General features: G+C 59.2%; 17 protein-coding genes and 1 pseudogene. 11 read left to right on the top strand and 7 right to left on the bottom strand.

Features of this window, described 5'->3' with window-relative positions:
* Positions 1–48: 48 nt before the first annotated feature.
* On the bottom strand, positions 49–306 hold the full coding sequence (bhsA, locus tag ACL2XP_RS23980) for a multiple stress resistance protein BhsA (RefSeq protein ID WP_413735851.1): 258 nt from the start codon (positions 304–306) through the stop codon (positions 49–51).
* 310 nt (positions 307–616) lie between these two features.
* On the opposite strand from bhsA, the gene ACL2XP_RS23985 reads away from it, so the two are divergent.
* From ACL2XP_RS23985 to ACL2XP_RS24005, 5 genes are all read left to right on the top strand, one after another.
* Positions 617–1,255, top strand: a complete 639-nt coding sequence (locus ACL2XP_RS23985; protein WP_413735852.1) for a TetR/AcrR family transcriptional regulator — start codon at positions 617–619, stop codon at positions 1,253–1,255.
* An 86-nt stretch (positions 1,256–1,341) separates the two neighbouring features.
* Complete coding sequence (gene fepB, locus ACL2XP_RS23990; RefSeq protein ID WP_413735853.1) at positions 1,342–2,325, top strand: Fe2+-enterobactin ABC transporter substrate-binding protein; 984 nt, start codon at positions 1,342–1,344, stop codon at positions 2,323–2,325.
* A 148-nt stretch (positions 2,326–2,473) separates the two neighbouring features.
* Positions 2,474–3,466 carry a Fe(3+)-siderophore ABC transporter permease gene (fepD, locus tag ACL2XP_RS23995; protein WP_413735855.1) on the top strand — a complete coding sequence of 331 codons (993 nt, stop codon included), beginning with the start codon at positions 2,474–2,476 and terminating at the stop codon, positions 3,464–3,466.
* The gene (fepG, locus tag ACL2XP_RS24000; RefSeq protein ID WP_413735856.1) at positions 3,463–4,452 is read left to right on the top strand and encodes an iron-enterobactin ABC transporter permease; all 990 of its coding nucleotides are present in this window, start codon (positions 3,463–3,465) and stop codon (positions 4,450–4,452) included. The genes fepD and fepG overlap by 4 nt, the downstream gene beginning before the upstream one ends.
* Complete coding sequence (locus tag ACL2XP_RS24005) at positions 4,449–5,252, top strand: ATP-binding cassette domain-containing protein (protein WP_413735858.1); 804 nt, start codon at positions 4,449–4,451, stop codon at positions 5,250–5,252. The genes fepG and ACL2XP_RS24005 overlap by 4 nt, the downstream gene beginning before the upstream one ends.
* Here ACL2XP_RS24005 and fes read toward each other — a convergent pair.
* Positions 5,247–6,491: an enterochelin esterase gene (fes, locus tag ACL2XP_RS24010; RefSeq protein ID WP_413735860.1), complete on the bottom strand. Its 1,245-nt coding sequence runs from the start codon at positions 6,489–6,491 to the stop codon at positions 5,247–5,249. The genes ACL2XP_RS24005 and fes overlap by 6 nt on opposite strands.
* Positions 6,492–6,812: 321 nt before the next feature.
* Between fes and ACL2XP_RS24015 the strand changes: the two genes are divergently transcribed.
* Positions 6,813–9,077, top strand: coding sequence for a TonB-dependent siderophore receptor (locus tag ACL2XP_RS24015; protein ID WP_413735862.1), 2,265 nt, complete (start codon positions 6,813–6,815; stop codon positions 9,075–9,077).
* A gap of 102 nt (positions 9,078–9,179) precedes the next feature.
* Here ACL2XP_RS24015 and malT read toward each other — a convergent pair whose 3' ends face one another.
* Positions 9,180–11,894: an HTH-type transcriptional regulator MalT gene (gene malT, locus ACL2XP_RS24020; protein WP_413735863.1), complete on the bottom strand. Its 2,715-nt coding sequence runs from the start codon at positions 11,892–11,894 to the stop codon at positions 9,180–9,182.
* 293 nt (positions 11,895–12,187) lie between these two features.
* Between malT and malQ the strand changes: the two are divergent.
* Positions 12,188–13,753, top strand: a pseudogene (gene malQ, locus ACL2XP_RS24025) (4-alpha-glucanotransferase); the annotation flags it as partial.
* A 50-nt stretch (positions 13,754–13,803) separates the two neighbouring features.
* On the opposite strand, the gene malG reads toward malQ, so the two are convergent.
* From malG to malE, 3 genes are all read right to left on the bottom strand, one after another.
* Complete coding sequence (gene malG, locus ACL2XP_RS24030; protein WP_413735865.1) at positions 13,804–14,694, bottom strand: maltose ABC transporter permease MalG; 891 nt, start codon at positions 14,692–14,694, stop codon at positions 13,804–13,806.
* 11 nt (positions 14,695–14,705) lie between these two features.
* Complete coding sequence (malF, locus tag ACL2XP_RS24035) at positions 14,706–16,277, bottom strand: maltose ABC transporter permease MalF (protein WP_413735866.1); 1,572 nt, start codon at positions 16,275–16,277, stop codon at positions 14,706–14,708.
* 89 nt (positions 16,278–16,366) lie between these two features.
* Positions 16,367–17,560, bottom strand: a complete 1,194-nt coding sequence (malE, locus tag ACL2XP_RS24040) for a maltose/maltodextrin ABC transporter substrate-binding protein MalE (RefSeq protein WP_413735868.1) — start codon at positions 17,558–17,560, stop codon at positions 16,367–16,369.
* A gap of 363 nt (positions 17,561–17,923) precedes the next feature.
* Here malE and malK point away from each other — a divergent pair, with 363 nt between their 5' ends.
* From malK to satP, 4 genes are all read left to right on the top strand, one after another.
* Positions 17,924–19,033, top strand: a complete 1,110-nt coding sequence (gene malK, locus ACL2XP_RS24045; RefSeq protein ID WP_413735870.1) for a maltose/maltodextrin ABC transporter ATP-binding protein MalK — start codon at positions 17,924–17,926, stop codon at positions 19,031–19,033.
* A gap of 39 nt (positions 19,034–19,072) precedes the next feature.
* Positions 19,073–20,362, top strand: a complete 1,290-nt coding sequence (locus ACL2XP_RS24050; RefSeq protein ID WP_413735871.1) for a maltoporin — start codon at positions 19,073–19,075, stop codon at positions 20,360–20,362.
* A gap of 113 nt (positions 20,363–20,475) precedes the next feature.
* Positions 20,476–21,399 (top strand): maltose operon protein MalM, encoded by a 924-nt coding sequence (gene malM, locus ACL2XP_RS24055; protein ID WP_413735873.1) that lies wholly within the window; start codon positions 20,476–20,478, stop codon positions 21,397–21,399.
* A gap of 237 nt (positions 21,400–21,636) precedes the next feature.
* The gene (satP, locus tag ACL2XP_RS24060; protein WP_413735875.1) at positions 21,637–22,194 is read left to right on the top strand and encodes an acetate uptake transporter; all 558 of its coding nucleotides are present in this window, start codon (positions 21,637–21,639) and stop codon (positions 22,192–22,194) included.
* 447 nt (positions 22,195–22,641) lie between these two features.
* On the opposite strand, the gene ygjG is transcribed toward satP, so the two are convergent.
* Complete coding sequence (ygjG, locus tag ACL2XP_RS24065; RefSeq protein WP_413735876.1) at positions 22,642–24,069, bottom strand: putrescine aminotransferase; 1,428 nt, start codon at positions 24,067–24,069, stop codon at positions 22,642–22,644.
* Positions 24,070–24,345: the final 276 nt, after the last annotated feature.

Genomic DNA, 24,345 nt, shown 5'->3' on the forward strand with positions numbered 1-24,345 from the left:
CAATGAAAACGGGGGGCCGGGATAACCGGCCGCCCCGTTCTCAACGGATTATTCATAGATTACCGCGGTGCCGTGCAGGTTGTTCTGGCCGGTGGTGGAGGTAATCTGGAACGATTTGGCGCCTGACTCGGCGGCTTTGGCGGCTAACTGCCCTTCCAGGGAAGAGAGGTTGCTGCCGCCGGTGGCGGAAATCACCCCGATCTGCTGCTGGCCGGCCGGCGCGGAAGTGACCAGGTCGGCGGCAAAACTACCAAAGGACAATGCGCTCAGGGCGATGGCGGCTGCGGCATATTTTACGTTTTTCATACTGTTCTCTCTTATCGTTAAACAGGTGATGGTTAATCAGGATTTTGTTGGCGACGTTAATTTGTTAACGTTCGATAACTAAATACTAACCCTGACGCTGGAAGCGATCAACTGTTTTTTATTATCGATCGTTAATATAATAATCAACCTACTGAAAAATAAAATGTTAAAGTTTATTTTTTTTGATTTTTCCACTAAAGATCGGGATCAGGACGGGGCTTTGCCGTCAGTATTGTCACGCGGTGCTTGTATTTTAATTAATGATCGTTAATTATATGGGTATCATCCGACAACACTAAGAGAGGAATTTATGGACACACAGAGTGAGGCGTGTGTCAAAAAGGGGCCGGGGCGTCCTAAACAGTTTGACCGCAATGACGCCCTGGATAAAGCGCTGGTCTTATTCTGGCGCCATGGCTATGAAGCGACGTCAATGTCCGATCTCGTCAAGGGCACCGGCGCCAAGGCGCCGACGCTTTATACCGAGTTCGGCAATAAAGAAGGCCTGTTCCGCGCCGCCGTCGAGCGTTATACCGCCCTGTTCGCCCAGCGCGGCAAATGCGTCTTGAGCGATGCCGGGCGCCCGGTCGCCGAGGTAGTGGAAGAGTATCTCCGCGATGCCGCGTCCATGTTCACCGACACCGAACTGCCGTCAGGCTGCTTTTTGACCTGTACGTCCGCCGCGCTGTCATCATCATCCGATGACGTGGCGCATATGCTGCGCGCCCGGCACCATCGCCAGGAACAACAGCTGGTGGATTTTTTGCAGCGGCGCCAGGCGAGCGGCGAGCTGCCGGATCGCATCAATGCCCCGGCGCTGGCCAAAAGCCTGATGTGCGCCCTGCACGGCATGTCGGTGCAGGCGCGGGAAGGCGCCACCCGTGAAGACCTCGATGGAATCATTGCCACCTGGATGGCGGTATGGCCGGCGTTGGCCCGTTCTGAGTAAGCTGATATTTGCGGTGGACTTTTATCCGATGAGATATGAAAATGATACTCATTATTGATTAAAGTCCACTTCAGGAATAACCCGTAATGCGCGTCCATCCCGTAAGGTTTCCGGTTCTGTCCCTCCCCGTCCTGTCCGTTCTGCTGCTGCTTTGCAGCGCGCTAAGCCACGCCGCCACGGCCACCTGGCCGCGGCAAATCGCCAGCCTGAACGGCGGCAGCCTGACGTTGGAACAGCCGCCGCGGCGCATCGTCTCCACCAGCGTTACCGTCACCGGCACCCTGTTGGCCATCGGCGCGCCGGTGATTGCCAGCGGCGCCACCACGCCCAACAACCGGGTCGCAGACGACCAGGGGTTTTTGCGGCAATGGGGCGAGGTGGCCAGGGCGCAAGGGGTAAAACGGCTGTATATCGGCGAGCCTGACGCGGAAGCCATCGCCGGGGAGAACCCCGATCTGATCGTGATCGCCGCCACCGGCGGCGATTCGGCCCTGCCCCTGTACGATCGCCTCGCGGCGATAGCGCCCACGCTGGTGGTGAATTATGACGATAAAAGCTGGCAGCAACTGGCGCTGCAGTTAGGCCAGGCCACAGGCAGGGAAACCGAGGCAGCGCAGGTTATCGATCAATTCGACCGGCGCGAACAGCAGTTAAAATCGCGGCTCGCGTTGCCGCCACAGCCGGTCTCGGCGCTGGTTTATCATCAAGACGGCAAGGCGGCCAACCTGTGGACCGCCGCGTCCCCGCAAGGGCAATTGCTGCAAGAACTGGGCTTTATCCTGGCCACGCCCCCCGCCGCGTTGGGTGAAAGCCACAGCATGGGCCAGCGCAAGGATATCCTCCAGCTCGGCGGCGAAAATCTGGCCAGCGGGCTGAACGGGCAAACCTTCCTGCTGTTCGCCGGCGGCGAAGCCGATGTCCGGGCCCTGCTGGCCAACCCCTTTCTGGCCCATCTGCCGGCGGTGCGGCAGCAGCGGGTCTATGCTTTGGGCGGCGATACCTTCCGGCTGGATTATTACAGCGCCGGCAATCTGTTGACGCGCCTGGAACAGCAGTTTGCCCGTCCCTGATTTTTTGACGCATATCAAGCATGGCGCAGTCGCTGGCGGAACGGCATACCGCCGCGCTGCCTAAAGCGCGCCATTCATGGTAATCTCCAATCCTTTAATTAATAATGATAACAACAATCGTTATCATATCTGTTTGTGGTTTTTCTTTATGACGCGCCAACTCCCGGGATTACTGTTAGCTGGTCTGCTGCTGGCGCTGGTCATGGTCGCCAGTCTGTTTATCGGCGCCAAAACGCTACCCGCCGATACCGTATTGGCCGCGCTGGGCGGCCAGTGCGTCAGCGCCGATTGCGTTATCGTGCTGCATGGCCGCCTGCCCCGCACCCTCGCCGGTCTGTTGGCCGGGGTCGCCCTGGGATTATCCGGCGCGCTGATGCAAACCCTGACCCGCAATCCGCTGGCCGACCCCGGTATTTTAGGGGTGAACGCCGGCGCGGCCTTCGCGGTGGTGGTGGGGATCACGTTTTTCGGCGCCGGCGCGGTGGATGATTATCTCTGGTTTGCCTTTGCCGGCGCGCTGCTGGCCACCCTGCTGGTGTCGCTTATCGGCGCGGCGGGGGGCGGACGGTTAAACCCCATCCGCCTGACCCTGGCGGGCGTGGCGCTGGGCGCGGTGCTGGAGGGCATGGCTTCCGGCATCTCGCTGCTTAATCCGCTGGTCTACGATCAGTTGCGTTTCTGGCAGACCGGCACCCTGGATATCCGCAGCATGGCGGCCATTAAGGCGGTTGCGCCGTTTATCGTCCTGGGCGCCCTGCTGGCCCTGTCCCTGGCCCGGTCGTTAAACAATCTGGGCATGGGCAGCGATCTGGCCACCGCCCTGGGATCGCGGGTCGGTACGACCCAATTGCTCGGGGTGGCGGCCGTTACCCTATTGTGCGGCGGGGCCACCGCCCTGGTGGGGCCTATCGCCTTCATCGGGCTGATGATGCCCCATGTGGCGCGCCGGCTGGCGGGTCCGGACCATCAAAGACTACTGCCCTGGATCTTACTACTGACGCCGGTATTGCTGTTAAGCAGCGATATTATCGGACGGCTGATCGTGCCGGGGGAGCTGCGGGTGTCGATAGTGACCGCATTTATCGGTGCGCCGGTGCTTATCGCGCTGGTGCGTTATCACCGCGCGGTGGCCCGTTTATGACCCGGTACGCCCGTCCCTGGATTGCCGGCGCCCTGCTGCTGGCCGGCTGCGTGCTGCTGGCGATTTGGGCCTTGGGTACCGGCTCGCTGTCGTTAAGCGCCGGGCAAGTGGTGGATGCCCTGCGCGGGGCGGCCCCGCGCAATATCCAGACCATCGTAACGCAGTGGCGATTACCGCGCGTGGCGGTGGCCTTGCTGCTGGGGGCGGCCCTGGGCGCCAGCGGGGCGATTTTCCAGTCCCTGCTGCGCAACCCCCTGGGCAGCCCGGACGTGATAGGATTTAATATCGGCGCCTATAGCGGGGTATTGATCGCCATAGTGGTGTTCAACAGCAGCTATCTGGCCATCTCGGGCGCCGCGATGGCCGGCGGACTGCTTACCGCCGCCCTGGTCTATCTCCTGGCCTGGCGCAACGGCGTACAAACTTTCCGGCTGATTATCGTCGGTATCGCCGTGCGCGCCCTGCTGATGTCGTTTAATACCTGGCTGGTGGTAAGCGCCTCCCTGGAATCGGCGCTGACCGCCGGGTTATGGAGCGCCGGCTCGCTTAACGGCATTACCTGGGCGAAGAGCCTGCCGGCGGCCGGCGTAATTACGGCGGCGCTGCTGCTGGCGCTGGCATTGGCGCGCCGGATGCGCCTGCTGGAAATGGGCGACGATACCGCCTGCGCCCTCGGCGTGACGGTGGAGCGATCGCGCCTGTACCTGATGCTGGCGGGCGTGGCGCTGACCGCCGCCGCCACCGCCGCGGCGGGGCCGATATCGTTTGTCGCCCTGGTGGCGCCGCAAATCTCACGCAGGCTGGGCGGCACCGGCGCGCAGGCAATCCCCCTGGCCGCCCTGACCGGATCGCTGCTGCTGCTGGCGGCGGATCTGGCCGCGCAGCGCCTGTTTATCCCTTATCAACTGCCCGTCGGGGTGATTACCGTCAGTATCGGCGGTATCTACCTGATAGGTCTATTAATCCGGGAATCGCAAAAAAAATGAGCGTTCACTCCCTTCCCCCCGCCCGACTGCGGGGCGAGCATCTTACCCTGGCCTATGATAAAAAAATTATTGCCCGCGACTTGTCCATCACCATTCCCGACGGCGAGCTGACGGTGATTATCGGGCCCAACGCCTGCGGCAAATCCACCTTGCTGCGCACCCTGAGCCGCCTGATGCGGCCCACCGACGGCACGGTATGGCTCGACGGCCGGGAGATCGGCGGTTACGCCACCAAGGAAGTGGCGCGCAGGCTGGGTCTATTGCCGCAAAGCTCCAGCGCGCCGGGGGATATTACCGTCGGCGATCTGGTGGCGCGCGGGCGTTATCCGCATCAATCCGTGTTCGGCCGCTGGCGCGAGCAGGATGAGCGGGCGGTAAGGGAGGCCATGGCCGCCACCGGCGTCGGCGAACTGGCGCACCGGCCGGTGGATACATTATCGGGGGGACAGCGCCAGCGGGTATGGATAGCGATGGTGCTGGCCCAGCAAACGCCCCTGCTGCTGCTCGACGAACCGACCACCTGGCTTGATATCGCCCATCAAATCGATTTGCTGGAATTGCTGCGCCAATTAAACCGCGACCACGGCCATACGCTGGTGGTGGTACTGCACGATCTTAATCATGCCTGCCGTTATGCCAGCCATTTAGTGGCCATGCGCGACGGCCGCATTGTGGCGCAGGGCGCGCCGGGGGATATTATCACCGCCGAGCTGGTGGAGGAAGTGTTCGGCCTGCGCTGCCTGATCATCGACGATCCGGTGTCCCATACGCCGCTTATCGTCCCCCTGGGACGATCATAACCCCGCCCAGAGATCGCGCAGCCCGTCCAGCAGTCCGCCGCGCCAGCACAGCGCGTCATGGCCGCCGTCCACCACGCGGTAGGTGACGCGATGCCGCGTCCGGCCAAGGATAGCCACCAGGCGATCGTTGACCTGACGGATCAGCGGCTCCCGCTGCCCGGCTTCGATAAACATTTTCAGCGACCCGCCCGCGCCCAGGCCGTCTTCCAACTGGCGCAGCAGGCGGCATGATTCGCCCGGCGCGGCCAGATCCCGGTTCGGCCACCAGTAGGAGCCGGACTGGCTTAGCACGCAGCCAAAACGCTCCGGCCAGTTTAACGCGGCATACATGGCCGACAGGCCGCCAAAACTTTGCCCGGCCACCACCGTGGTCGCCGGGTCGGAGTGATACGGCGCCCATTCCCCCAGCCGGGGCAATAGCTCCTCCTGCACCGCCAGCCAGAATTGCGCATTACCGGGCAATTCCCGCCCGCGCCGCGCGGTATCGCCCGCATCAATCAATAAATAGACCGCCTCCGGCAATTGCCCGCCGGCGGTCAGTTGCATCAGCGGCGCCCAAACCGGCATTTGCGTGGACCAGAACCGGCCGTCAAGCAAAATGGCCAGCGGCCGGCGGGCAGGATCGCCCTGGCCGGTGGTAAATATCCAGATATCGCGGCTATTGCCCAACCGGTCGCTGTGCCAGCGGCGGCGTTCGAGCGCGGCGGGCGGCGGCGGCGCCATTGGGCCCTGGGTGTCGAATTCGCGCCAGGCCGTCTGCGCCGGCGCCAGCGGCAGATGCGCGCCGGAAACCGCATGGCCCCGCGCGCCCATCCAGGACCGCAGGGGATTAAACGCATCGGCCTGGGCCCCGGCCAGCAGCCCCCGCCATACGTTGCGTCGTTCCGCCATAGCGGTGGGTCCGTTGCCGGCGCCGAAGGGGCAATCGTCGGTGCGGGGAATAAAACAGTAACTGCCCCGCCAGGTAGCGCTCAGCTCGGTGGTCCAGTGCCAGACATCGGTACCCGCAAGACGCGACAGTCCCTGCGGGCCGGCGTTTTGGTGATGATCGGTAACACCGGTGATATTAAGCCATACCCGGCGGATGGGAGACGTCAGTTCATCGCCCTGCGGATCGCGCCACAGAAAGGTTACCCGGCAGCAGCCGTCGTTCTCGCCGGCGCCAATCCAGGGCGTACCGCGGCGTGCGACTTCCCGCCACCAATCATCGCTGCCTGTCTCGCTGTCTGTAAGGGTCATTTTTTTCACCGGTTGGGAACTTTTACACAAAACGTAAACGCAATACTATTGATAATTATTTCTATTTGCAATAGTGTGTAAAAGCACCATTTCTGGACCGCCTTCAGGGGCAAAAAAGCGGCCAAAATGGCAGCCGGCCGCGCAAAATAGCTTATTTTTAACAATAAGTTAATAGCAAGCTAACATTGCGCCGCCGTCGCCGGGCATCGACCTGTTTTCAGGATCGCCCATGGTTATTACTATTTAGATCGTCCGGCCCGGCCATACTGCACGGATTACACACAGCGCAGTTTTAGGGTTGGCAATTCTCCAGGGAAATTCATGAACACCACCTTATCGCGTTATTCCTTAGCGACTCTTATCGGTCTGGGTTTGGGAACTTCAGCATTCGCCATAGCCGCCACCACCGCCCAAACCGGTGCTTCCGCTGAAACCGCCGCCCCCGTAGAAACCGACGCCGACGATACCATCGTGGTTACCGCCGCGCAGCAAAATTTGCAGGCCCCGGGGGTTTCCACCATCAGCGCCGATGAAATCAAAAAGCGCCCCCCGGCGCGGGATCTGTCGGAAATCATCCGCACCATGCCCGGCGTCAATCTGACCGGCAACTCCACCAGCGGACAGCGCGGCAATAATCGCCAGATCGATATTCGCGGCATGGGACCGGAAAACACCCTGATCCTGATCGACGGCCGGCCGGTCAGCAGCCGCAACTCGGTACGCCAGGGGTGGCGGGGCGAGCGTGACACCCGCGGCGATACCGCCTGGGTGCCGCCGGAAATGATCGAACGCGTCGAAGTGATTCGCGGCCCTGCCGCGGCGCGCTACGGTAACGGAGCGGCGGGCGGCGTGGTGAATATTATCACCAAACGCGATACCCAGCAGTGGCACGGTTCTTGGAACACCTACCTGAATATGCCGCAGCATGACGATGAAGGGTCCACCAAACGCACCAATTTCAGCCTGGCCGGCCCGCTGAACGACCAGTTCAGTTTCCGCCTCACCGGCGGCTACAGTAAAACCCAGGCCGACGCGCAGGATATCAACGACGGCCATCAGTCCCTGCGCACCGGCACCTATAGCGATACCATCCCGGCCGGGCGCGAAGGGGTCAGGGACAAAAATATCGATGCCCTGCTGCGTTGGGATTTAGCGCCGATGCACTCGCTGGAGTTTGAAACCACTTACAGCCGCCAGGGCAACATTTACGCCGGCGACACGCAAAATACCAATACCAGCGCGCTGGTGCAGGATAATTACGGCAATGAAACCAACCGTATTTATCGCCAAACCCATGCCATGACCTATCGCGGTACCTGGGACAGCGGCGTCAGCACCATAAACTATGTGCAATATGAACGCACTAAAAATACCCGCCTGAACGAAGGGCTGGCCGGCGGCACCGAGGGTATCTTCGCCAACGATGACTTCTCCACCATCCAGCTGGACAGCCTGTTGGGACATACGGAACTCAGCGTACCGTTTGAACTGGGGGTCAATCAGACCGTCACCTTCGGCAGCGAGTGGAACCAGCAGAAAATGAAGGACCCCGCGTCCAATACCCAAACCCTGCTGGGCGGTCCCATTCCGGGCGTTTCCAGCACCGGGCGCAGCCCCTACTCCTCGGCGGATATTTTCTCGCTGTTCGCTGAAGATAATATGGAACTGACCGGCAGTACCATGCTGGTGCCGGGCCTGCGCTTCGACCATCACTCCATTGTCGGCGACAATTGGAGCCCGTCGCTGAATCTATCGCAGGGACTGGGGGATGATTTCACGCTGAAAATGGGTATCGCCCGCGCCTATAAAGCGCCCAGCCTGTTCCAGACCAACCCCAATTACCTGCTCTATAGCCGCGGCCAGGGCTGCGCCGCCAGCACCGGCGGATGCTATCTTTTGGGTAATGACGATCTGAAAGCGGAAACCAGCATTAACAAAGAGATCGGGCTGGAATTTAAACGCGACGGCTATCAGGCGGGGATAACCTATTTCCGCAATGATTACCGCGATAAAATCGAGGCGGGTTATGTACCGACCGGCGTATCCACTAACGGCGCTTCCGATATTTACCGTTGGGAAAACGTGCCCAAGGCCGTGGTGCAAGGGTTGGAAGGGTCGCTGAATATTCCGGTCAGCACCAATATTACCTGGAGTAATAACCTCACCTATATGCTCGAAAGCAAGAATAAAGAGACCGGTGATTATCTGTCGATTATTCCCGAATACACCCTTAACTCGACCCTGAGCTGGCAGGCGCGCCAGGATCTTTCGGTGCAGTCCACTCTCTCCTGGTATGGACGCCAGAAACCGAAAAAATACAATTACAAGGGCGAACGGGTCACCGGCAGCGAAACCAACGAGGTCAGTCCTTATGCGGTTGTCGGCCTGAGCGGTACCTATGATATGACTAAATATGCCAGCCTGACGCTCGGCATCGATAATGTGTTTGATAAGCGCCAGTTCCGCGCCGGCAATGCCCAGACCACCGGCAACGCCGCCACCAACGCCTATATGTACGGCGCCGGCGCCGCTACCTATAACGAGCCGGGCAGAACGTTTTATCTTAGCCTGAATACCCATTTTTAACCGCCGCCCGCCCGGTGGGGCGGGGATAGCGGGCGGGATCGCCTGCAAGCGCTTTAACGGGAAAACGGCCGGGCCGTTTTCCCGTCCCTTACCCGGCGCGCTTCATACCGCGTAGCCAATCATTTCCAGCATTTTTTTCACCTGCTGCACCGCTTCCTGCCGCTGCCCCACCCCCAGTTTCTGATACAGATTACGGATATGGGTTTTAATGGTGGTGGACGCCACGTCCAGTTCGCCGGCGATTTGGTTATTGCTATAGCCGGAATAAATCAGGCCCAGCACTTGCCATTCGCGCTGGGTCAGGGGACTGATGCGGATAAGCTCGGGCACTTGGGGATGATGCAACAGCTGTCGCACGAAATCTTCGTCGAAATGGGCGAATTTATGCCGGTGATGGGCGTTGATATCGCGCAAAATACGACGGGTGCGCTGCTGCTCCAGCTCCGGCAGCACATCCAGCTGGAGCAATTGGCGCAGCTGGATGCCCATGGTTTCGCCCTCAATCACGAAGTGGCTGATAAAACCGGTGCGGTTGGCCAGCGACAACGCCTCGATCAATACCCGCTGGGCATCGCTTTTACGCCCGGTTCGGCAATAGATCAGATTATTGAGCAACAGATTGCGGTTAAGGTCGCTGACCAGATGCAGTTGCCGGGCATTATCATTTAATTCATCCAGCACCACTTCCGCTTCATCATACTGCCCCAGCAGGATCTGGGCGCGGGCGATATTGCGCCACTGCCCCTGCAAAAAATGGTTATCCACATTATCCGGTTTCACGGTCTGATCCAGCCAGTGCGCGGCGGCCGCGGTATCGCCGGTGAGTTGCCAATACATCACCCGCGGCTTATCGGCATTGGTAATCCAGTCGCTATGGTATTCCCCGCCGCCCAGCAGGTTTTCGCAGCGGTGCAAATGGCGGCGGGCGTTGTCGAAATCGCCGCGCGCCAGGGCGATTTTGGCCAGCAGGGCCACGCACTGCAACTGCTGCGACGGCTCGGCGTTGGCCAGCACCTTGACGCCGGCATTGGCGGCCTGTTCCGCTTCATCGAGACGCGCCCAGGACCAGAGCAATTGCGCGCGCAGACGCAGCAAAAACTCATGCATCGGCAGTTGTTCCAGATGCTGTTCGCCCACCAGTTCAAAAGCTTTGTCCTGAATCTCATAAGCGGCCTGCAAATATCCCTGCGCAATCAGGATTTCACTTTGCTGCAATAACGCCCACAGGGCGTAATGGCATACGCCGCGCTGGCGCGCCATCTGCTCGGTCTGCTGCATCATGGACAAGGCATAGGTCAGCCGTCCCTTGCAGTGCGCGACTTCGCCGGTCACCGACATGGCGACGATGCGGCCGTTGTAATTGGATTGCGGCAAAAACCGCAGCGCTTCGGCCGCCAGGGTTTCCGCTTCATCGGGCTTGCCGGTATTAATCGCCACCTGGGCCAGCAGGGCATTGAACTCCGCCAGCAGCCAGGGCGAAATATCCAGCTTGCGCGCGGCCATCTCCGCTTTATCGTGGGCCAGTAAGTTCGCCACTTCGCCGCACCGGTGCTGGCTTTGCGCCAGCCAGCCTTTGAGCAGCACCAGCCTGGGGCGCAGGATCAGCACCTCATAAGGCACATGTTTCAGGCATCGATCCAACAGCGCCAGTGCGCCGTGATTAAACAGCGTCCAGCCATTCTCCAGCAGAATCTGGCATATCAGATTCAGATCGTTGGCCGCCATCGCATGGTGGATAGCTTCCGCCGGATAGCCCAATTCCAGCCAGCCCGCGGCGGCGCTGCGGTGAATTTCGGGTAACTCCGCCGGCAGCTCCCACTGGCAGCGCTGGCGCAGGAAGCTGGCGAACAGCGGATGGAAGCGGAACCACTCGCCGGTATCATCCATGCGCTGGATAAATAGCCCCTGATGCTCGGTCCGCTCCAGGCGCTGCTGGCCGTTGCCTTCGCCGGTGAGACGATCGATCAGCACATCGTTCATGGAGCGCAGCAAAGAGCAGCGCAGCAAAAAACGGCGGGTGGCGGCGTCGACCCGGTCGAGCACTTCATCCACCAGATAATCGGATAAATGGCTGGCATTGATGCCGGACAGCCGCCGGGCGGTTTTACTGGCCGGCGTGTCCGACTGCCGGGAGGAGAGCACAATCAGCTGTAGCGCCGTCGCCCAGCCCGCCACCTCGTCGCACAACCGATCGCTGTCCTGGGATTCAATGGTCATGCCGAGGCGGCAGTCGAAAAACTGCTTGGCCTCCTCATGGTTAAAGGCTAATTGCTGGCTGCCGATTTCCAGCAATTGATCGCGTACCCGCAGATTGGCGATCCCCAGCGACGGCAGGTTGCGCGAGAGCAAAATCAGCTTGAGATTTTCCGGCTGGTGACGCAGCAGCCCGCGCATGGCCTCGTGGATCACATTGTTGGTAATCAGATGGAAATCATCAATGACCACGAATACCGGCGTGGCCCAGTTGGATAAATCCATCGCCAATTGGTCAAACAGCGACCCCAGGGTGGCATATTGATGTTTTTGCGCCAGGGCTTCGCTGCGCAGACAATGCCCCCCCGTCGCTTCCTGGATCGCCGCCACAAAATAATTGGCGAACCGCTCGGGTTCGTTATCGCTTTCATCCAGTGAATACCACCCCAGATTCTGCCTGGTCGCCGCCCACTGCGCCACCAGCGTGGTTTTGCCATAACCGGCGGGACTGGTGAGCAACGCCAGACGATAATTGGCCGCCGCGGATAAACGATCGAGTAAGCGCTGACGCATAACGGTGTTATTCAGCTTCACCGGCCGTCTGAGTTTCGATGGGATTAACATGAATTTTCTTATTATCCTGATGCTGCGAAACAAAGGGCAAACTAATGCAAACCAATGTAATGATAATGTAACTAATTATTGCCCAAGGTTATCCATTTCCCATTTTGTTAAATTGCGCCCTGTCACAATTTTAACTACGCCTTGCCGCTCATCCCTATTTAACTGGCCATCGGGAGGATGAGGAATCTAAACGCCGACGTCATGATAGTTGCGGATAACTCTATCAACCGCACGCGGGCGGGGCTGGTCGGCGCCCGCGATGCGCACCACGCAACCTGGCGCCGGAGGGGCGAATGGAACCATCCTGTTTGGAGCAACTGTCCGCCCGGGCCGGCATCGGCGCGGAATATATTAATGCCAGCGGCCAGCGGCAGACCATTGAGCCGCAGATCCTGCGGCGTCTGTTGGCCGTCATGGGAAACCGGACCGGATCGCCCGAGGCGCCGCCGTCTCCGGTGCCCGAGGTATTCGTGCGTCGCCAGGATGAGCCGGCGGCCCTGCGGCCCGCGGGCCAAGGCGGGTATCGCTGGCGCCTGATGACCGAACAGGGCGAAATCCACCGCGGCGCGGTAAATGCCGGCCAGGCGCTGGCGCTGCCGCCCGCTTTGCCGTGCGGCTACCATCTGTTGTTCCTCGCCCAGGGGAAGGATACGTGGCACTGCCGGGTGATTATCGCCCCGGAACGCTATTATCAGCCGCCGGCTTTAACCGCCGGGCGCAAGCTGTGGGGAACCTGCGTCCAGCTCCATACGCTGCGTTCGGCCGCCAATTGGGGCATCGGCGATACCGGCGATCTAAAAACCATGGTGCGGGACGTCGCGCGGCGCGGCGGCGCCTTTATCGGCCTTGATCCGATTCATGCGCTTTATCCGGCGCTGCCGGACAACGCCAGTCCCTACAGCCCGTCGTCGCGGCGCTGGCTGAATACGTTATATATCGATGTGAACGATATTGAGGATTTCCAGCACAGCCCGGCGGCGCAGCGGTGGCGGCGGCAAGCGGACGTGCGGCAAACCCTTGCCGAGGTGCGCGCCGCCGACCAGGTGGATTATCCCCGGGTGGCGCGGTTGAAGATGACGGCGCTGCGCCTGGCCTGGCAGCAGTTTTTGCTGCGCCCCCCGGCTGACGGCCAGCGGGCGGACTTTGACGATTTCAGGCTGCGCGGCGGTGAAAGCCTGCGCGGCCAGGGCGTGTTTGATGCGCTGCATGCGCATTTGCTGGCGCAGGACCCCGCGTTTTCGGGCTGGCAGGCGTGGCCGCAAGACTACCGCATCGCCGAGGGCGCGGCGGTGGGCGCGTTTTGCCGGCGTTATCCCCTGGAAGTGGAATTTTATCTCTGGCTACAGTGGCTGGCCGACCGGCAATTCACGCAGTGCTACGCGCTCAGCCGCGAGATGGGCATGCCCATCGGTTTATACCGCGATTTGGCGGTGGGCGAAAGCGACGGCGGCGCCGAAACCTGGAACGACCCCGGCTTGTATTGCCTGGGAGCCTCGGTGGGGGCGCCGCCGGATATTCTGGGGCCGCAGGGGCAAAACTGGGGGCTGGCGCCCATGGACCCCAAGGTGCTGTTCGCCCGTGGCTATCAGCCGTTTATCGATCTGCTGCGTTCGAATATGCGCGGCTGCGGCGCGCTGCGCATCGATCACGTGATGTCGCTGCTGCGCCTGTGGTGGATACCGCGGGGCGATCCGGCCGCCCTGGGAGCGTATGTGTATTATCCGCTGGACGATCTGCTGGCGATCCTGGCGCTGGAAAGCCAGCGCCACGGCTGCATGGTGATTGGCGAGGACCTGACGGTACTTAACGCGGAAGATGGGCAAAAAAAATGGCGACACGAGGTCGCCAAAATGCGGGACTTAGACACAGACACGAACACCGAACATACGCAATTACAGCCAAAATGACGTCAACCTTTCAGGCCCCCGGCGGTAAGACCGCTTACCAGCCAGCGCTGGGCCAACAAAAACAGTAGGGTAATCGGAATGGCGGAAAGCACCGCGGCGGCGGCGAAATCCCCCCATAGATAATTCTGCGGATTCAGGTACTGCTGCATCCCCACCGCCAGGGTGTAGCTGTCCACATCGCGCAATAGCAGCGACGCCACCGGCACCTCGGTGATGGCCGCGATAAACGACAGCACGAACACCACCGCCAGGATCGGCACCGACAGCGGCAGCAAGATCAGGCGGAACGCCTGCCAGGGCGTGGCGCCGTCGATGGCCGCGGCTTCCTCCAGGGAGCCTTCGATGGTCTCGAAGTAGCCTTTGATGGTCCAGACATGCAGCGTAATACCGCCCATATAAGCGAAAATCACGCCGCTATGGGTATTTAAGCCGATAAACGGCAGGTATTGCCCCAGGCGATCGAACAGGGCATACAGCGCCACCAGCGACAGCACCGCCGGGAACATCTGGAAAATCAGCATGCCGTTGAGCAGGCTGTTTTTACCGCGAAACCGCATGCGGGCAAACGCGTAGGCGCAGGTGGTGGACAAGGTAACGATGCCCACCGCGGTAATTGCGGCCACTTTCACCGAATTCCATAACCACCACAGCACCGGGAACGGCGGCGGCGTGGTGCTGCCGTCGGGATGTTGCACGCTGAACCCCAGCGCCAGCCGCCAATGGTCCAGCGAGATATGCTCGGGGATCAGGCTGCCCGTGGCGAAGTTGCCCGCCCGCAGCGAAATGGCCAGCACCATCAGCAGCGGAAAAATAATCATGGCGATAAGCCCCAGCAGCAGCAGATGCGTCAGGACTAACCGCAGATAGCGCGAACGGGCTTGTACCATGGCCATCGTTGTTCCCCTTAATCCGTATTCAGGCGCATGGCTTTCAGGTTAAGCACCGCCAACCCCCCCACCAGCAAGAAAATAATGGTGGCGATGGCGGCGGCCAGGCCAAAATCCTGCCCGCCGCCCCCTTCAAACGCGATCCGATAGGTATAACTTACCAGCAGGTCGGTATAACCGGCCGGGGTGGTGGTGCCGAGGCGATCCGGCCCGCCGTTGGTCAGCAACTGGATCAGGACGAAATTATTAAAATTAAAGGCGAAACTGGCAATCATCAGCGGCGCGAGCGGTTTTATCAGCAGCGGCAAAGTGATAAAGAAAAAGTTTTGCAGCGGCCCCGCCCCGTCCATGGCCGAGGCCTCATATAAATCATCCGGGATGGATTTCAGCAGCCCCATGCACAAGATCATCATATAGGGATACCCCAGCCAGGTATTGACCACCACCAGCATCAGCCTGGCCAGCGCCGGGTCATTGAACCAGCCGGGTTGAATCCCGAACAGGGCATGCAGCATCAGGTTGATTTCGCCGAAGCTCTGGTTGAACAGCCCCTTGAAAATCAGGATGGAGATAAACGACGGCACGGCATAGGGCAAAATCAGCAGCAGGCGGTAGACGGCGCGGCCTTTCAGCGCCTCCCATTGCACCACGCAGGCCAGCACCATGCCCATCGCCACGGTCAAGATCACCGTCAGCAGGGAAAACGCGATCGTCCAGATGAAAATCCATAAAAACGGTTGCTGAATTCCCCGATCCTGTACGACCCGCAGGAAGTTTTTCCACCCCACCGGAACGGTAAAACCGGGGGTGAGCACGTCGCCGGTAAACTGCCCGCCGGCGCCGATCCCTTGATAAAACCCCGTAGCGGGATTGGGCCGGTAGACCACCCCGGTCTGGCTATGGATCAGGCTGTTTTGCCCGCCCGGCGTATAGAGCGGCTCCAGGCTGGAAAACTGCCGCAGGGAACTCATACGCAGCCGTTGACCGTCCGGCAATTGCAGCGTCAGGCGGCTCAAGGCCTGGCGATGCTGAGTCACGGCGCGCAGCAGGGCGCGGTCCCCCGCCGGCGCGGCGTCGGTGTCGATCAGCGGGAGGGTTTGTTCCGACTCGCCGTCGAGACGCACGGGGGATGAAACCAGCAGCGCGCCGCTGCCGGGATCGGTTAATACCAGTTGCCAGGCGGGCCCCGCCGCATACAGGCCGAATGCATAGGGTTTGCCCGATAAGAGCTGCTGTTCGCGCAGCACCGCCGACGCGCGTTCAAACGTCAATTGATGGGTGCTGCTGTAGTTGGTAAACGCGATGGCGATGGTACAGATCAGCGGAAACAGCACGAACAGCCCGACCCCCGCCAGCCCCGGATAAACATAGCGCCATGCATAGGCCCGGGCGTTGGCGAAAATAGTCAATCCCACGCTGGCCAGGATCACCGTCATCATGGCGAACAGATATTCGCCCTGGGCATACATCGGTATCACCAGCCAGGCGATCGACAGGGCGGAAAAAACCACGGCCAGCCACTTCACCGGCGGCTTTCGCCACCAGCCGGTTCGCTTGCGGGACGGTATGATGGGATCAATGACTGTCATAACCTTTCCTGTACATCGGTGGCCACCGGCGCGCCATTCGCCGCCGCGGCACGCATCGGGCGGCGCTTCGCCGCCCGATGGTTACGGGTTTATTTGGTAATCCGGTCCTTTACTCCATCCAGGGCCTGCTGGACGCTTTGCTTACCGTTAATGGCATTAACCACCGCGCTGCGCTCGGCATACCAAAAGGCGCTCATCTGCGGAATGTTCGGCATGATCTCCCCGCGCTGGGCATTATCCATGGTCGCGGCGATGCGCGGGTCCTTGGCCAGCTCGGCCTGGTAGCTTTTCAGCGCCACCGCGCCCAGGGGTTTGTCTTTGTTCATGGCATCCAGGCCGTCTTTGGTCAGCAGGTAATTTTCCAAAAATTCTTTCGCCAGTTCTTTATTGGGGCTGGCGGCGTTAATGCCGGCGCTCAGTACCCCGACAAACGGTTTCGACGCTTTACCCTGGAAGGTGGGCAGCAACGCTACGCCATAGTGAACGCCGCTTTTTTCCAGATTGCCCCACGCCCAGGGGCCGTCGATGGTCATGGCCGTTTGCCCCTTATTAAAGGCGGCGTCGGCAACGGAATAGTCGGTATCGGCGCTGATATGCTTGTTTTTGATCAAATCGACGATAAATTGCAGCCCGGCCACGGAGCCGGCGTTATTGACCCCCACATCCTTGACGCTGTACCCGCCGTTCTCCGGTTTAAACGCATAACCGCCGGCGGCGGCGATAATCGGCCAGGTAAAATAGGGTTCCTGCAGGTTCCACATAATGGCGCTTTTACCTTTGGCGCGCAGTCGGGTATCCAGCGCCGGGATCTCTTCCCAGGTGGTCGGCGGGGTGGCGATCAGGTCTTTATTGTAAATCAGCGACAGGGATTCCACCGCGATGGGATAACCGATGAGCTTGCCGTTATAACGCACCGCGTCCCAGGTAAAGGGGAACAGCTTTTCCTGGAAGGCTTTATCCGGAGTCACTTGCGCCAGCAGGCCGGACTGGGCATAACCGCCAAACCGGTCGTGCGCCCATAAAATAATATCCGGGCCGTCGCCGGTCGCCGCCACCTGGGGATATTTTTCCTCCAGCTTATCGGGATGCTCGACGCTGACTTTGATGCCCGTATCCTGTTCGAATTGCTTGCCGACCTCGGCCAGGCCGTTATAACTCTTATCGCCGTTGATCCAGATAAGCAGCCGGCCTTCCTCGATTTTGGCAAACGCCGAAGAGCAGATCATCGCCGACATTACGGCGGAAAGTGTCAGAATGCGTATAGCGGATTTCATGGCAAGCATAATTCCATCCTTTCTGTTAGCAGACCTTCTTTTTCAACGGACATGGTGCGCATAAGCGCCGGCGGCCTCATCCTCCCCCTCCCTACGCCCCTGGCGGCCCGACTGTGACCGCTTTAACACTCCGGGGGAATTTGCGGTCCATACCACATAAAACATGCTGCATATTTGTCGCCGGCATCACGCTTTTAGCGTTACGGCGCCTGACGGCGCCCGAAAAAAGTTTTCCCGTCCTCCCGCCGCCTCCCCCTTGAAAAAAAACGGACCGGATGATTTACGTCCCCCGCATTTCACTCACACTTGCCGACACTTGATGCCGACCCGCCGTCGGACAACGCGGCGTAGATAGTGGGAAAGGAAGTGCATATGGCAAGCGTGGCCCTGCGCAATGTCTGCAAAAGTTACGGTGACAATGTGATTTCCAGCGATATCAACCTGGATATCGGCGAGGGAGAGTTCGTGGTGTTTGTCGGGCCGTCGGGCTGCGGCAAATCCACCTTGCTGAGAATGATTGCCGGACTTGAGGATATTACCTCCGGAGAGCTGCATATCAACGGCCGCCGGATGAATGATATCCCCCCCGCCGAGCGCGGAGTGGGCATGGTGTTCCAGTCCTATGCGCTTTATCCCCACCTGTCGGTGGCGGGCAATATGTCCTTCGGCCTGAAACTCGCCGGGGTCAAAAAGGAAGAAATCGATCGCCGGGTAAACCAGGTGGCGGACATTCTCCAGCTCGGCCATCTGCTGAGCCGCCGCCCCAAGGCGCTATCAGGGGGGCAGCGCCAGCGCGTCGCCATCGGCCGGACGCTGGTGGCCGAACCCCAGGTGTTTTTGCTGGATGAACCGCTGTCGAATCTCGACGCCGCACTCAGGGTACAGATGCGCATCGAGATTTCACGCCTGCATAAACGCCTGCGGCGCACGATGATTTATGTCACCCACGATCAAACCGAGGCCATGACGCTGGCGGATACGATCGTGGTGCTTAACGCCGGCAGCGTGGCGCAAACCGGCAAACCGCTGGAACTGTATCACTACCCCGCCAACCGTTTCGTGGCCGGGTTTATCGGCTCGCCGAAGATGAATTTTCTGCCGGTAAAAGTGACCGCCATCGCCATTGATCAGGTACAGGTTGAATTGCCCAACGGCCAGCAAGTGTGGCTGCCGGTGGACAGCAGCCGGGTGGAGGTCGGGGCCAATATGTCGCTGGGCATCAGGCCGGAGCATTTGCTGCTGAGCAGCATTGCGGACGTGCTGCTGCAAGGCATAGTCCAGGTGGTTGAGCAACTGGGGTATGAAACCCTGATCCATATACAAATTCCCTCCATTCGCCTCGATCTGGTGTATCGCCAGAACGACGTGGTGCTAGTGAATGAGGGTGCCATATTCGCTATCGGCCTGCCGCCCGAGCGTTGCCATTTATTCCGAGAGGATGGTAGCGCCTGCCGTCGGTTACATCAGGAACCGGGCGTATGAGTCTGCCTGCTCGCAGGCAATAATAATCTGGAGAAAATAATGACTAACCTACGCATATTACCTTTGTCAGTGGCTATCCTCGCCGGTGCGGTCTCCGCTCAGGCGATGGCGGTGGATTTTGGCGGTTACGCCCGTTCCGGTATCGGCTGGACCGGTAGCGGCGGTGAACAGCAATGCTTCAAAGCCACCGGTGCTTCGAGTAAGTATCGTCTCGGTAACGAGTGCGAAACCTACGCCGAACTTAAGTTAGGCCAGGAGCTGTGGCGCGATGGCGATCGCAGCTTCTATTTCGATACCAACGTCGGCTATTCCGTTTCGCAACGCAATGACGACGAGCAGCTGGAACCGAGCTTCCGTGAAGTGAACGTCCAGGGTAAAAATATTATCGACTGGGCGCCTGGCTCCACGCTGTGGGCCGGTAAACGATTCTATCAACGTCACGACGTTCATATGATCGACTTTTACTACTGGGACGTTTCCGGTCCCGGCGCCGGTTTGGAAAACATCGATCTGGGCTTCGGCAAACTGTCGCTGGCGGTCACCCGCAACAGCGAAGCCGGCGGTTCGTATGGCTATATCGACAACCAGCTCAATCAAGTGCCGACCATCAACGACATCTATGACGTGCGTATCGCCGAGTTGGAAACCAACCCCGGCGGCAAGCTGGAGTTCGGCGTCGACTATGGCCGGGCCAACGTCCAGGATCACTTTAGCCTGGCTGACGGCGCAACCAAAGACGGTGCGATGGCCACGGTGGAACACACCCAAAGTATCGGCAACGGCTTTAACAAATTTGTCGTGCAATACGCGACGGACGCCATGACCACCGACAATACCGGTCGTCCGCACGGCTCCTACGTGGATAACGACGGCCATATGATCCGCGTGCTCGACCATGGCGGCCTGGACTTCAACGACAAGTGGGCAATGATGTATGTCGGTATGTTCCAGGATATCGACCGCGACAATAATAACGGCACCACCTGGTACACCGTGGGCGTACGCCCGATGTACAAATGGACGCCAATCATGAGCACCCTGCTGGAAGTGGGTTATGACAACGTCAAATCCCAGCGCACCAGCGATCGCAACGATCAGTACAAAATCACCCTGGCCCAGCAGTGGCAGGCGGGCGACAGCATTTTTGCCCGTCCGGCTATCCGTTTGTTCGCCACGTATGCCAAGTGGAATGAAAAATGGGGCTACGGCAACAACGACGCGGGCTATGCCAACGGCATCGCTTACCGGGATAACAATACGACCACCTTTAGCCGCGGCAACGACAACGAAATGTCCTTCGGCGTGCAAATGGAAGCCTGGTGGAAATAAAGTCTGATGCCTCTTGCCCGCGCGGGTCGGGAGGCAACGGATAAGTACTTGGCGGGCATGAGCTACTTGCCTGGCGCTTGCCCGCCGCTCATCACGCTGATAAGGCGATAATAATGAAAATAAAATTACTTTCCCTGTGCCTGATGGCCGCACTGAGCGCCATCCTGCCCGCGGCTTCGCAGGCGGAAAGCTTGATCACGCCGCAGGACGTCTCCGTGGCGCCGGTAATCCCGATGTCCACCCTGCGCCAACTGACCTGGCAGCCGCTGATGCCGCCGGTCAATCAGGATTTGGTATTAAACAGCGCGTCGCCGCGCATCCTCCAGGGCGATATCACCGGCCCGGTGGCCGCCGTATCCCTGCCGGCCAACCGCGGTTCGCTGGAAATCACCCTGAGCAGCCTGGCCAACGGTCTATCGGTCTATGCCCCGAACGTGCTGGTGCTGGACGAAAAAATGCGCCCCGCGGCGTTCTACCCCAGCGGCTACTTCCCGTACGAAAAGCCCGGAATCATGTCCCTCGATCGGCTGGAAGGCAAAATGAAGCTGACTCCGGCCTTGGGCCAGCAACAAATTTATCTGCTGATTTACACGACCCGCCAGGATCTGCTGGCCACCACCACGATGGCTAATCCGGCCAAAACCTTTGCCGAGGGCGTGGGCAACGCGGTGCCGGCTATTCCCGATCCCATTGCCCATCATAGCCAGGACGGCACCATCCGGCTAAAAGTAGTGGCGGAACAAAAAAGCGGCAATATCACCATAGGGCAGGTACTGTTCCCGCAGGACACGACGCCGGTCATCGTGGGCAACAGCGCGCCGGCGGCCACAGCGGCCCGGCCCGTCGAATCGGCCGCACCGGCCGCACCGGCCGCGCCAATGCTGAACGAAACCGAAGGCTATTTTAACCGGGCCATTAAACAGGCGGTGAACGACGGTAATATCGACAAGGCGCTAAAACTGCTTAACGAAGCGGAGCGGCTGGGATCGACGTCGGCGCGGCAAACATTTATCAGCAGCGTAAAAGGCAAGGGGTGACGTTATCCCGATACTGCTGATATTTGGCAGATCGCTGGTGCGCTTCGGCGCACCTTTTTTTCAGCACGCCTGAAAAAAGCCATCAAATACCGCGTTGCAATAATCTATATCATTGTTTCGGCCGGGTAAGATCATTATGATGCCGCAGCTCATCATCGGGCGGGGAATTCACCTCCGCCGCCGGGGAGTTATTGGATAATCAATCCACTTCATTTGGCCTTTTTCTGCTGAGGATATATGCATACCAACAAGTTGGCGAACCCCGGCCCGCTGGGATTAATGGGTTTTGGGATGACCACCGTCTTGCTAAACCTGCATAACGCCGGTTTTTTTCCCCTGACCTCGATTATTATCAGTATGGGTATTTTTTACGGCGGTATAGCGCAAATCATCGCCGGCATCATGGAGTATAAACACGGCAACACCTTCGGTACGACGGCGTTTACGTCCTATGGCGCATTCTGGCTCAGCCTGGTCGGCATTTTGCTGCTGCCCCGCATGGGGCTGGCCGAGGCCAGCGACGCCGTGTTCCTGGGCGTTTACCTGGGGTTATGGGGCATTTTTACGCTGTTTATGTTTTTCGGCACCCTGCACGCCGGCCGCGGCCTGCAAATCGTCTTCGGCAGCCTGACCGCATTGTTCGCGCTGCTGGCCGCCGGCAACATCACCGGTAACCACGATATCATCGTGACCGGCGGTTATGTCGGGCTGTTTTGCGGCGCCAGCGCCATTTATCTGGCCATGGCGGAAGTGGTTAATGAGCAGTTGGGCCGCCAGGTAATGCCCGTCGGCTGAAATAGTCGTTCCTTCAACCCCGCGATTTGCCCCGTAATATAACCTTGCCCAGGCCCCCACGCGAGGCCTGGGCAAACGCGGGTTTGACCTTCGGCCCTCGTTTTCCCCCGCGCTACGTCATCCCCGCTACGCTCTGGATGAAGATTTTCGCCCATTAAGGATAAGCGTTTTGATACAAAGCAACGTTATAGCAGCAGCAAAAAAGGAGGCAGGGAAGATAACTCATGGCGCGCAATAAAAACAAGGACGAGGGTGGATATACGGTTCCCACGGAAGGAGGATTTATTACTCATGCCCTGCCTTTGAAATGGCATATCCCGATTCCAGTAGGGTCCAACCAGGCGATCTGCTATTTTCCGGCAGCTCATCGCATTTGATACGGGACAGCCATTGTTCCGCCACCATGAAAACCATAGCTGCCCGTATCGGCGTAACCCTTACCTGTCGCTAAGCGATTAACCGCGCCGGCGCCGCAATCACCTGTGCCGGCAGCTTATAGCTGGCCGGTTCTTTGCCGCGCATCTTGGCCATCACCCGTTCCGCGACGGCCAGCACCTGATGACAATAATCCAGCGTGATGGTCAGCGGCGGTTCAATACGTACGGTCTTGGCATTGTTCAGGGTACCGGCCACCAGCACCTGATGGCGGAACATGCCCTGGGAAAAGGCATAACCGATATCATTGCGCCGGAACTCCAGCGCCTGCATCAACCCCCGGCCCCGCGCTTCAACGATAAATTCGGGATAAGCCGCCGCCAGGCCGGCAAAACCCTGCAAGAGTATCTGGCCTTTTTGCGCGGCCTGCGCCGGCAAATCCTCGGAGAGCAGCACGTTGAAGGTAGCCAGCGCCGCGGCGCAGGCCAGCGGATTGCCGCCAAACGTGGTGGTATGTAAAAAAGGATTATCGAACAGCACCGAAAACACTTCTTCGGTGGCCACCGTGGCGCCGATTGGCATCACGCCGCCGCCCAGGGCTTTGGCCAGGCACAGGATATCCGGCTGGACGCCCTCGTGTTCACAGGCGAACATTTTGCCGGTACGCCCCATGCCGGTCTGGACTTCGTCGAGGATCAGCAACGCCCCCACTTCGTCGCATAATGCCCTCACCGCGCTCAGGTAACCCACCGGCGGAATAATCACGCCGCCCTCCCCCTGGATAGGCTCAAGCAGGATGGCCGCCACGTCCGCGCCGGTGTCCCGGCAATGATAGACCCTTTGGCGCATCGCCGCGATATCGCCAAACGGCACGTGCTCGAACCCCGGCAACATGGGCATAAACGGGCTACGGAAAGTGGCTTTGGCGGTGGCGGCCAGGGCGCCGAGGGTTTTACCGTGAAACGCGCCGGCGGCGGCGATAAAGGTGGATTTGCCGCGGGGCGACTGGTAAGCCTTAGCCAGCTTAAGGGCGCATTCGACGGATTCGGTGCCGCTGTTGCTGAAGAAACTGTATTTGAGGTTACCCGGCGTCACCATCGCCAGGGTCTTGGCGAGCAATGAGCGCAGCGGATCGAGTAATTCCTGACTGTGCAGCGGCTGCTTGGCGAGCTGTTTTTCGACGGCGGAAATAACTTTTGGATTACGGTGCCCTACGTTAAAAATACCAAAACCACCCAGGCAATCGATATATTCCCTGCCCTGAGTGTCGACCAGCGTATTAAGTCCGCCGGCCCGCCATTCTACGGCTCCGTAATCCCCGCCTACCGTGACCGATTTCCGATATTCCAGAAAACCAGGATTCACATATTCTTTAAAATTATTGATAACTTCTTTATTCAAGCTAACCATTTCATCATGGGTCAGCGTCTCTTTTTCAATCCATTTCAGCGCTTGCCGGGTACATTCCAGCGGGGTGAGGTTTGCAGTTGCACGAGTCAAAATGAGCTCCTTGGAGGGAGATATCATATGATATCCCTTTGACTGATGCAGCCCCCGGGCCAACTGTAACCAGGCATGTCGTTTCAGAATAAAAAGTTACTTTTATTTTTATCGGCAGTATTAAAACAGTAATAATATGATTGTGCGGGACGAAGTGCTGAAAATTAATAAAGCGGGATAATTTTTAAAGATAGCATGCACCATTATTGATCGCTACTGCATCAAATAAGTGCAAAAAAAGCAGCATATATCATATATAAAGAGTGGGTAATTTTT

Origin of the sequence: Sodalis sp. RH21, assembly GCF_047324175.1 — a bacterium.
Taxonomy (GTDB): domain Bacteria; phylum Pseudomonadota; class Gammaproteobacteria; order Enterobacterales; family Enterobacteriaceae; genus Acerihabitans.

Excerpts from the sequence above, each read along its gene's own strand:
- bhsA (WP_413735851.1), bottom strand. The coding sequence starts at position 306 with ATGAAAAACGTAAAATATGCCGCAGCCGCCATCGCCCTGAGCGCATTG.
- ACL2XP_RS23985 (WP_413735852.1), top strand. The coding sequence starts at position 617 with ATGGACACACAGAGTGAGGCGTGTGTCAAAAAGGGGCCGGGGCGTCCT.
- fepB (WP_413735853.1), top strand. The coding sequence starts at position 1,342 with ATGCGCGTCCATCCCGTAAGGTTTCCGGTTCTGTCCCTCCCCGTCCTG.
- fepD (WP_413735855.1), top strand. The coding sequence starts at position 2,474 with ATGACGCGCCAACTCCCGGGATTACTGTTAGCTGGTCTGCTGCTGGCG.
- fepG (WP_413735856.1), top strand. The coding sequence starts at position 3,463 with ATGACCCGGTACGCCCGTCCCTGGATTGCCGGCGCCCTGCTGCTGGCC.
- ACL2XP_RS24005 (WP_413735858.1), top strand. The coding sequence starts at position 4,449 with ATGAGCGTTCACTCCCTTCCCCCCGCCCGACTGCGGGGCGAGCATCTT.
- fes (WP_413735860.1), bottom strand. The coding sequence starts at position 6,491 with ATGACCCTTACAGACAGCGAGACAGGCAGCGATGATTGGTGGCGGGAA.
- ACL2XP_RS24015 (WP_413735862.1), top strand. The coding sequence starts at position 6,813 with ATGAACACCACCTTATCGCGTTATTCCTTAGCGACTCTTATCGGTCTG.
- malT (WP_413735863.1), bottom strand. The coding sequence starts at position 11,894 with ATGTTAATCCCATCGAAACTCAGACGGCCGGTGAAGCTGAATAACACC.
- malG (WP_413735865.1), bottom strand. The coding sequence starts at position 14,694 with ATGGCCATGGTACAAGCCCGTTCGCGCTATCTGCGGTTAGTCCTGACG.
- malF (WP_413735866.1), bottom strand. The coding sequence starts at position 16,277 with ATGACAGTCATTGATCCCATCATACCGTCCCGCAAGCGAACCGGCTGG.
- malE (WP_413735868.1), bottom strand. The coding sequence starts at position 17,560 with ATGCTTGCCATGAAATCCGCTATACGCATTCTGACACTTTCCGCCGTA.
- malK (WP_413735870.1), top strand. The coding sequence starts at position 17,924 with ATGGCAAGCGTGGCCCTGCGCAATGTCTGCAAAAGTTACGGTGACAAT.
- ACL2XP_RS24050 (WP_413735871.1), top strand. The coding sequence starts at position 19,073 with ATGACTAACCTACGCATATTACCTTTGTCAGTGGCTATCCTCGCCGGT.
- malM (WP_413735873.1), top strand. The coding sequence starts at position 20,476 with ATGAAAATAAAATTACTTTCCCTGTGCCTGATGGCCGCACTGAGCGCC.
- satP (WP_413735875.1), top strand. The coding sequence starts at position 21,637 with ATGCATACCAACAAGTTGGCGAACCCCGGCCCGCTGGGATTAATGGGT.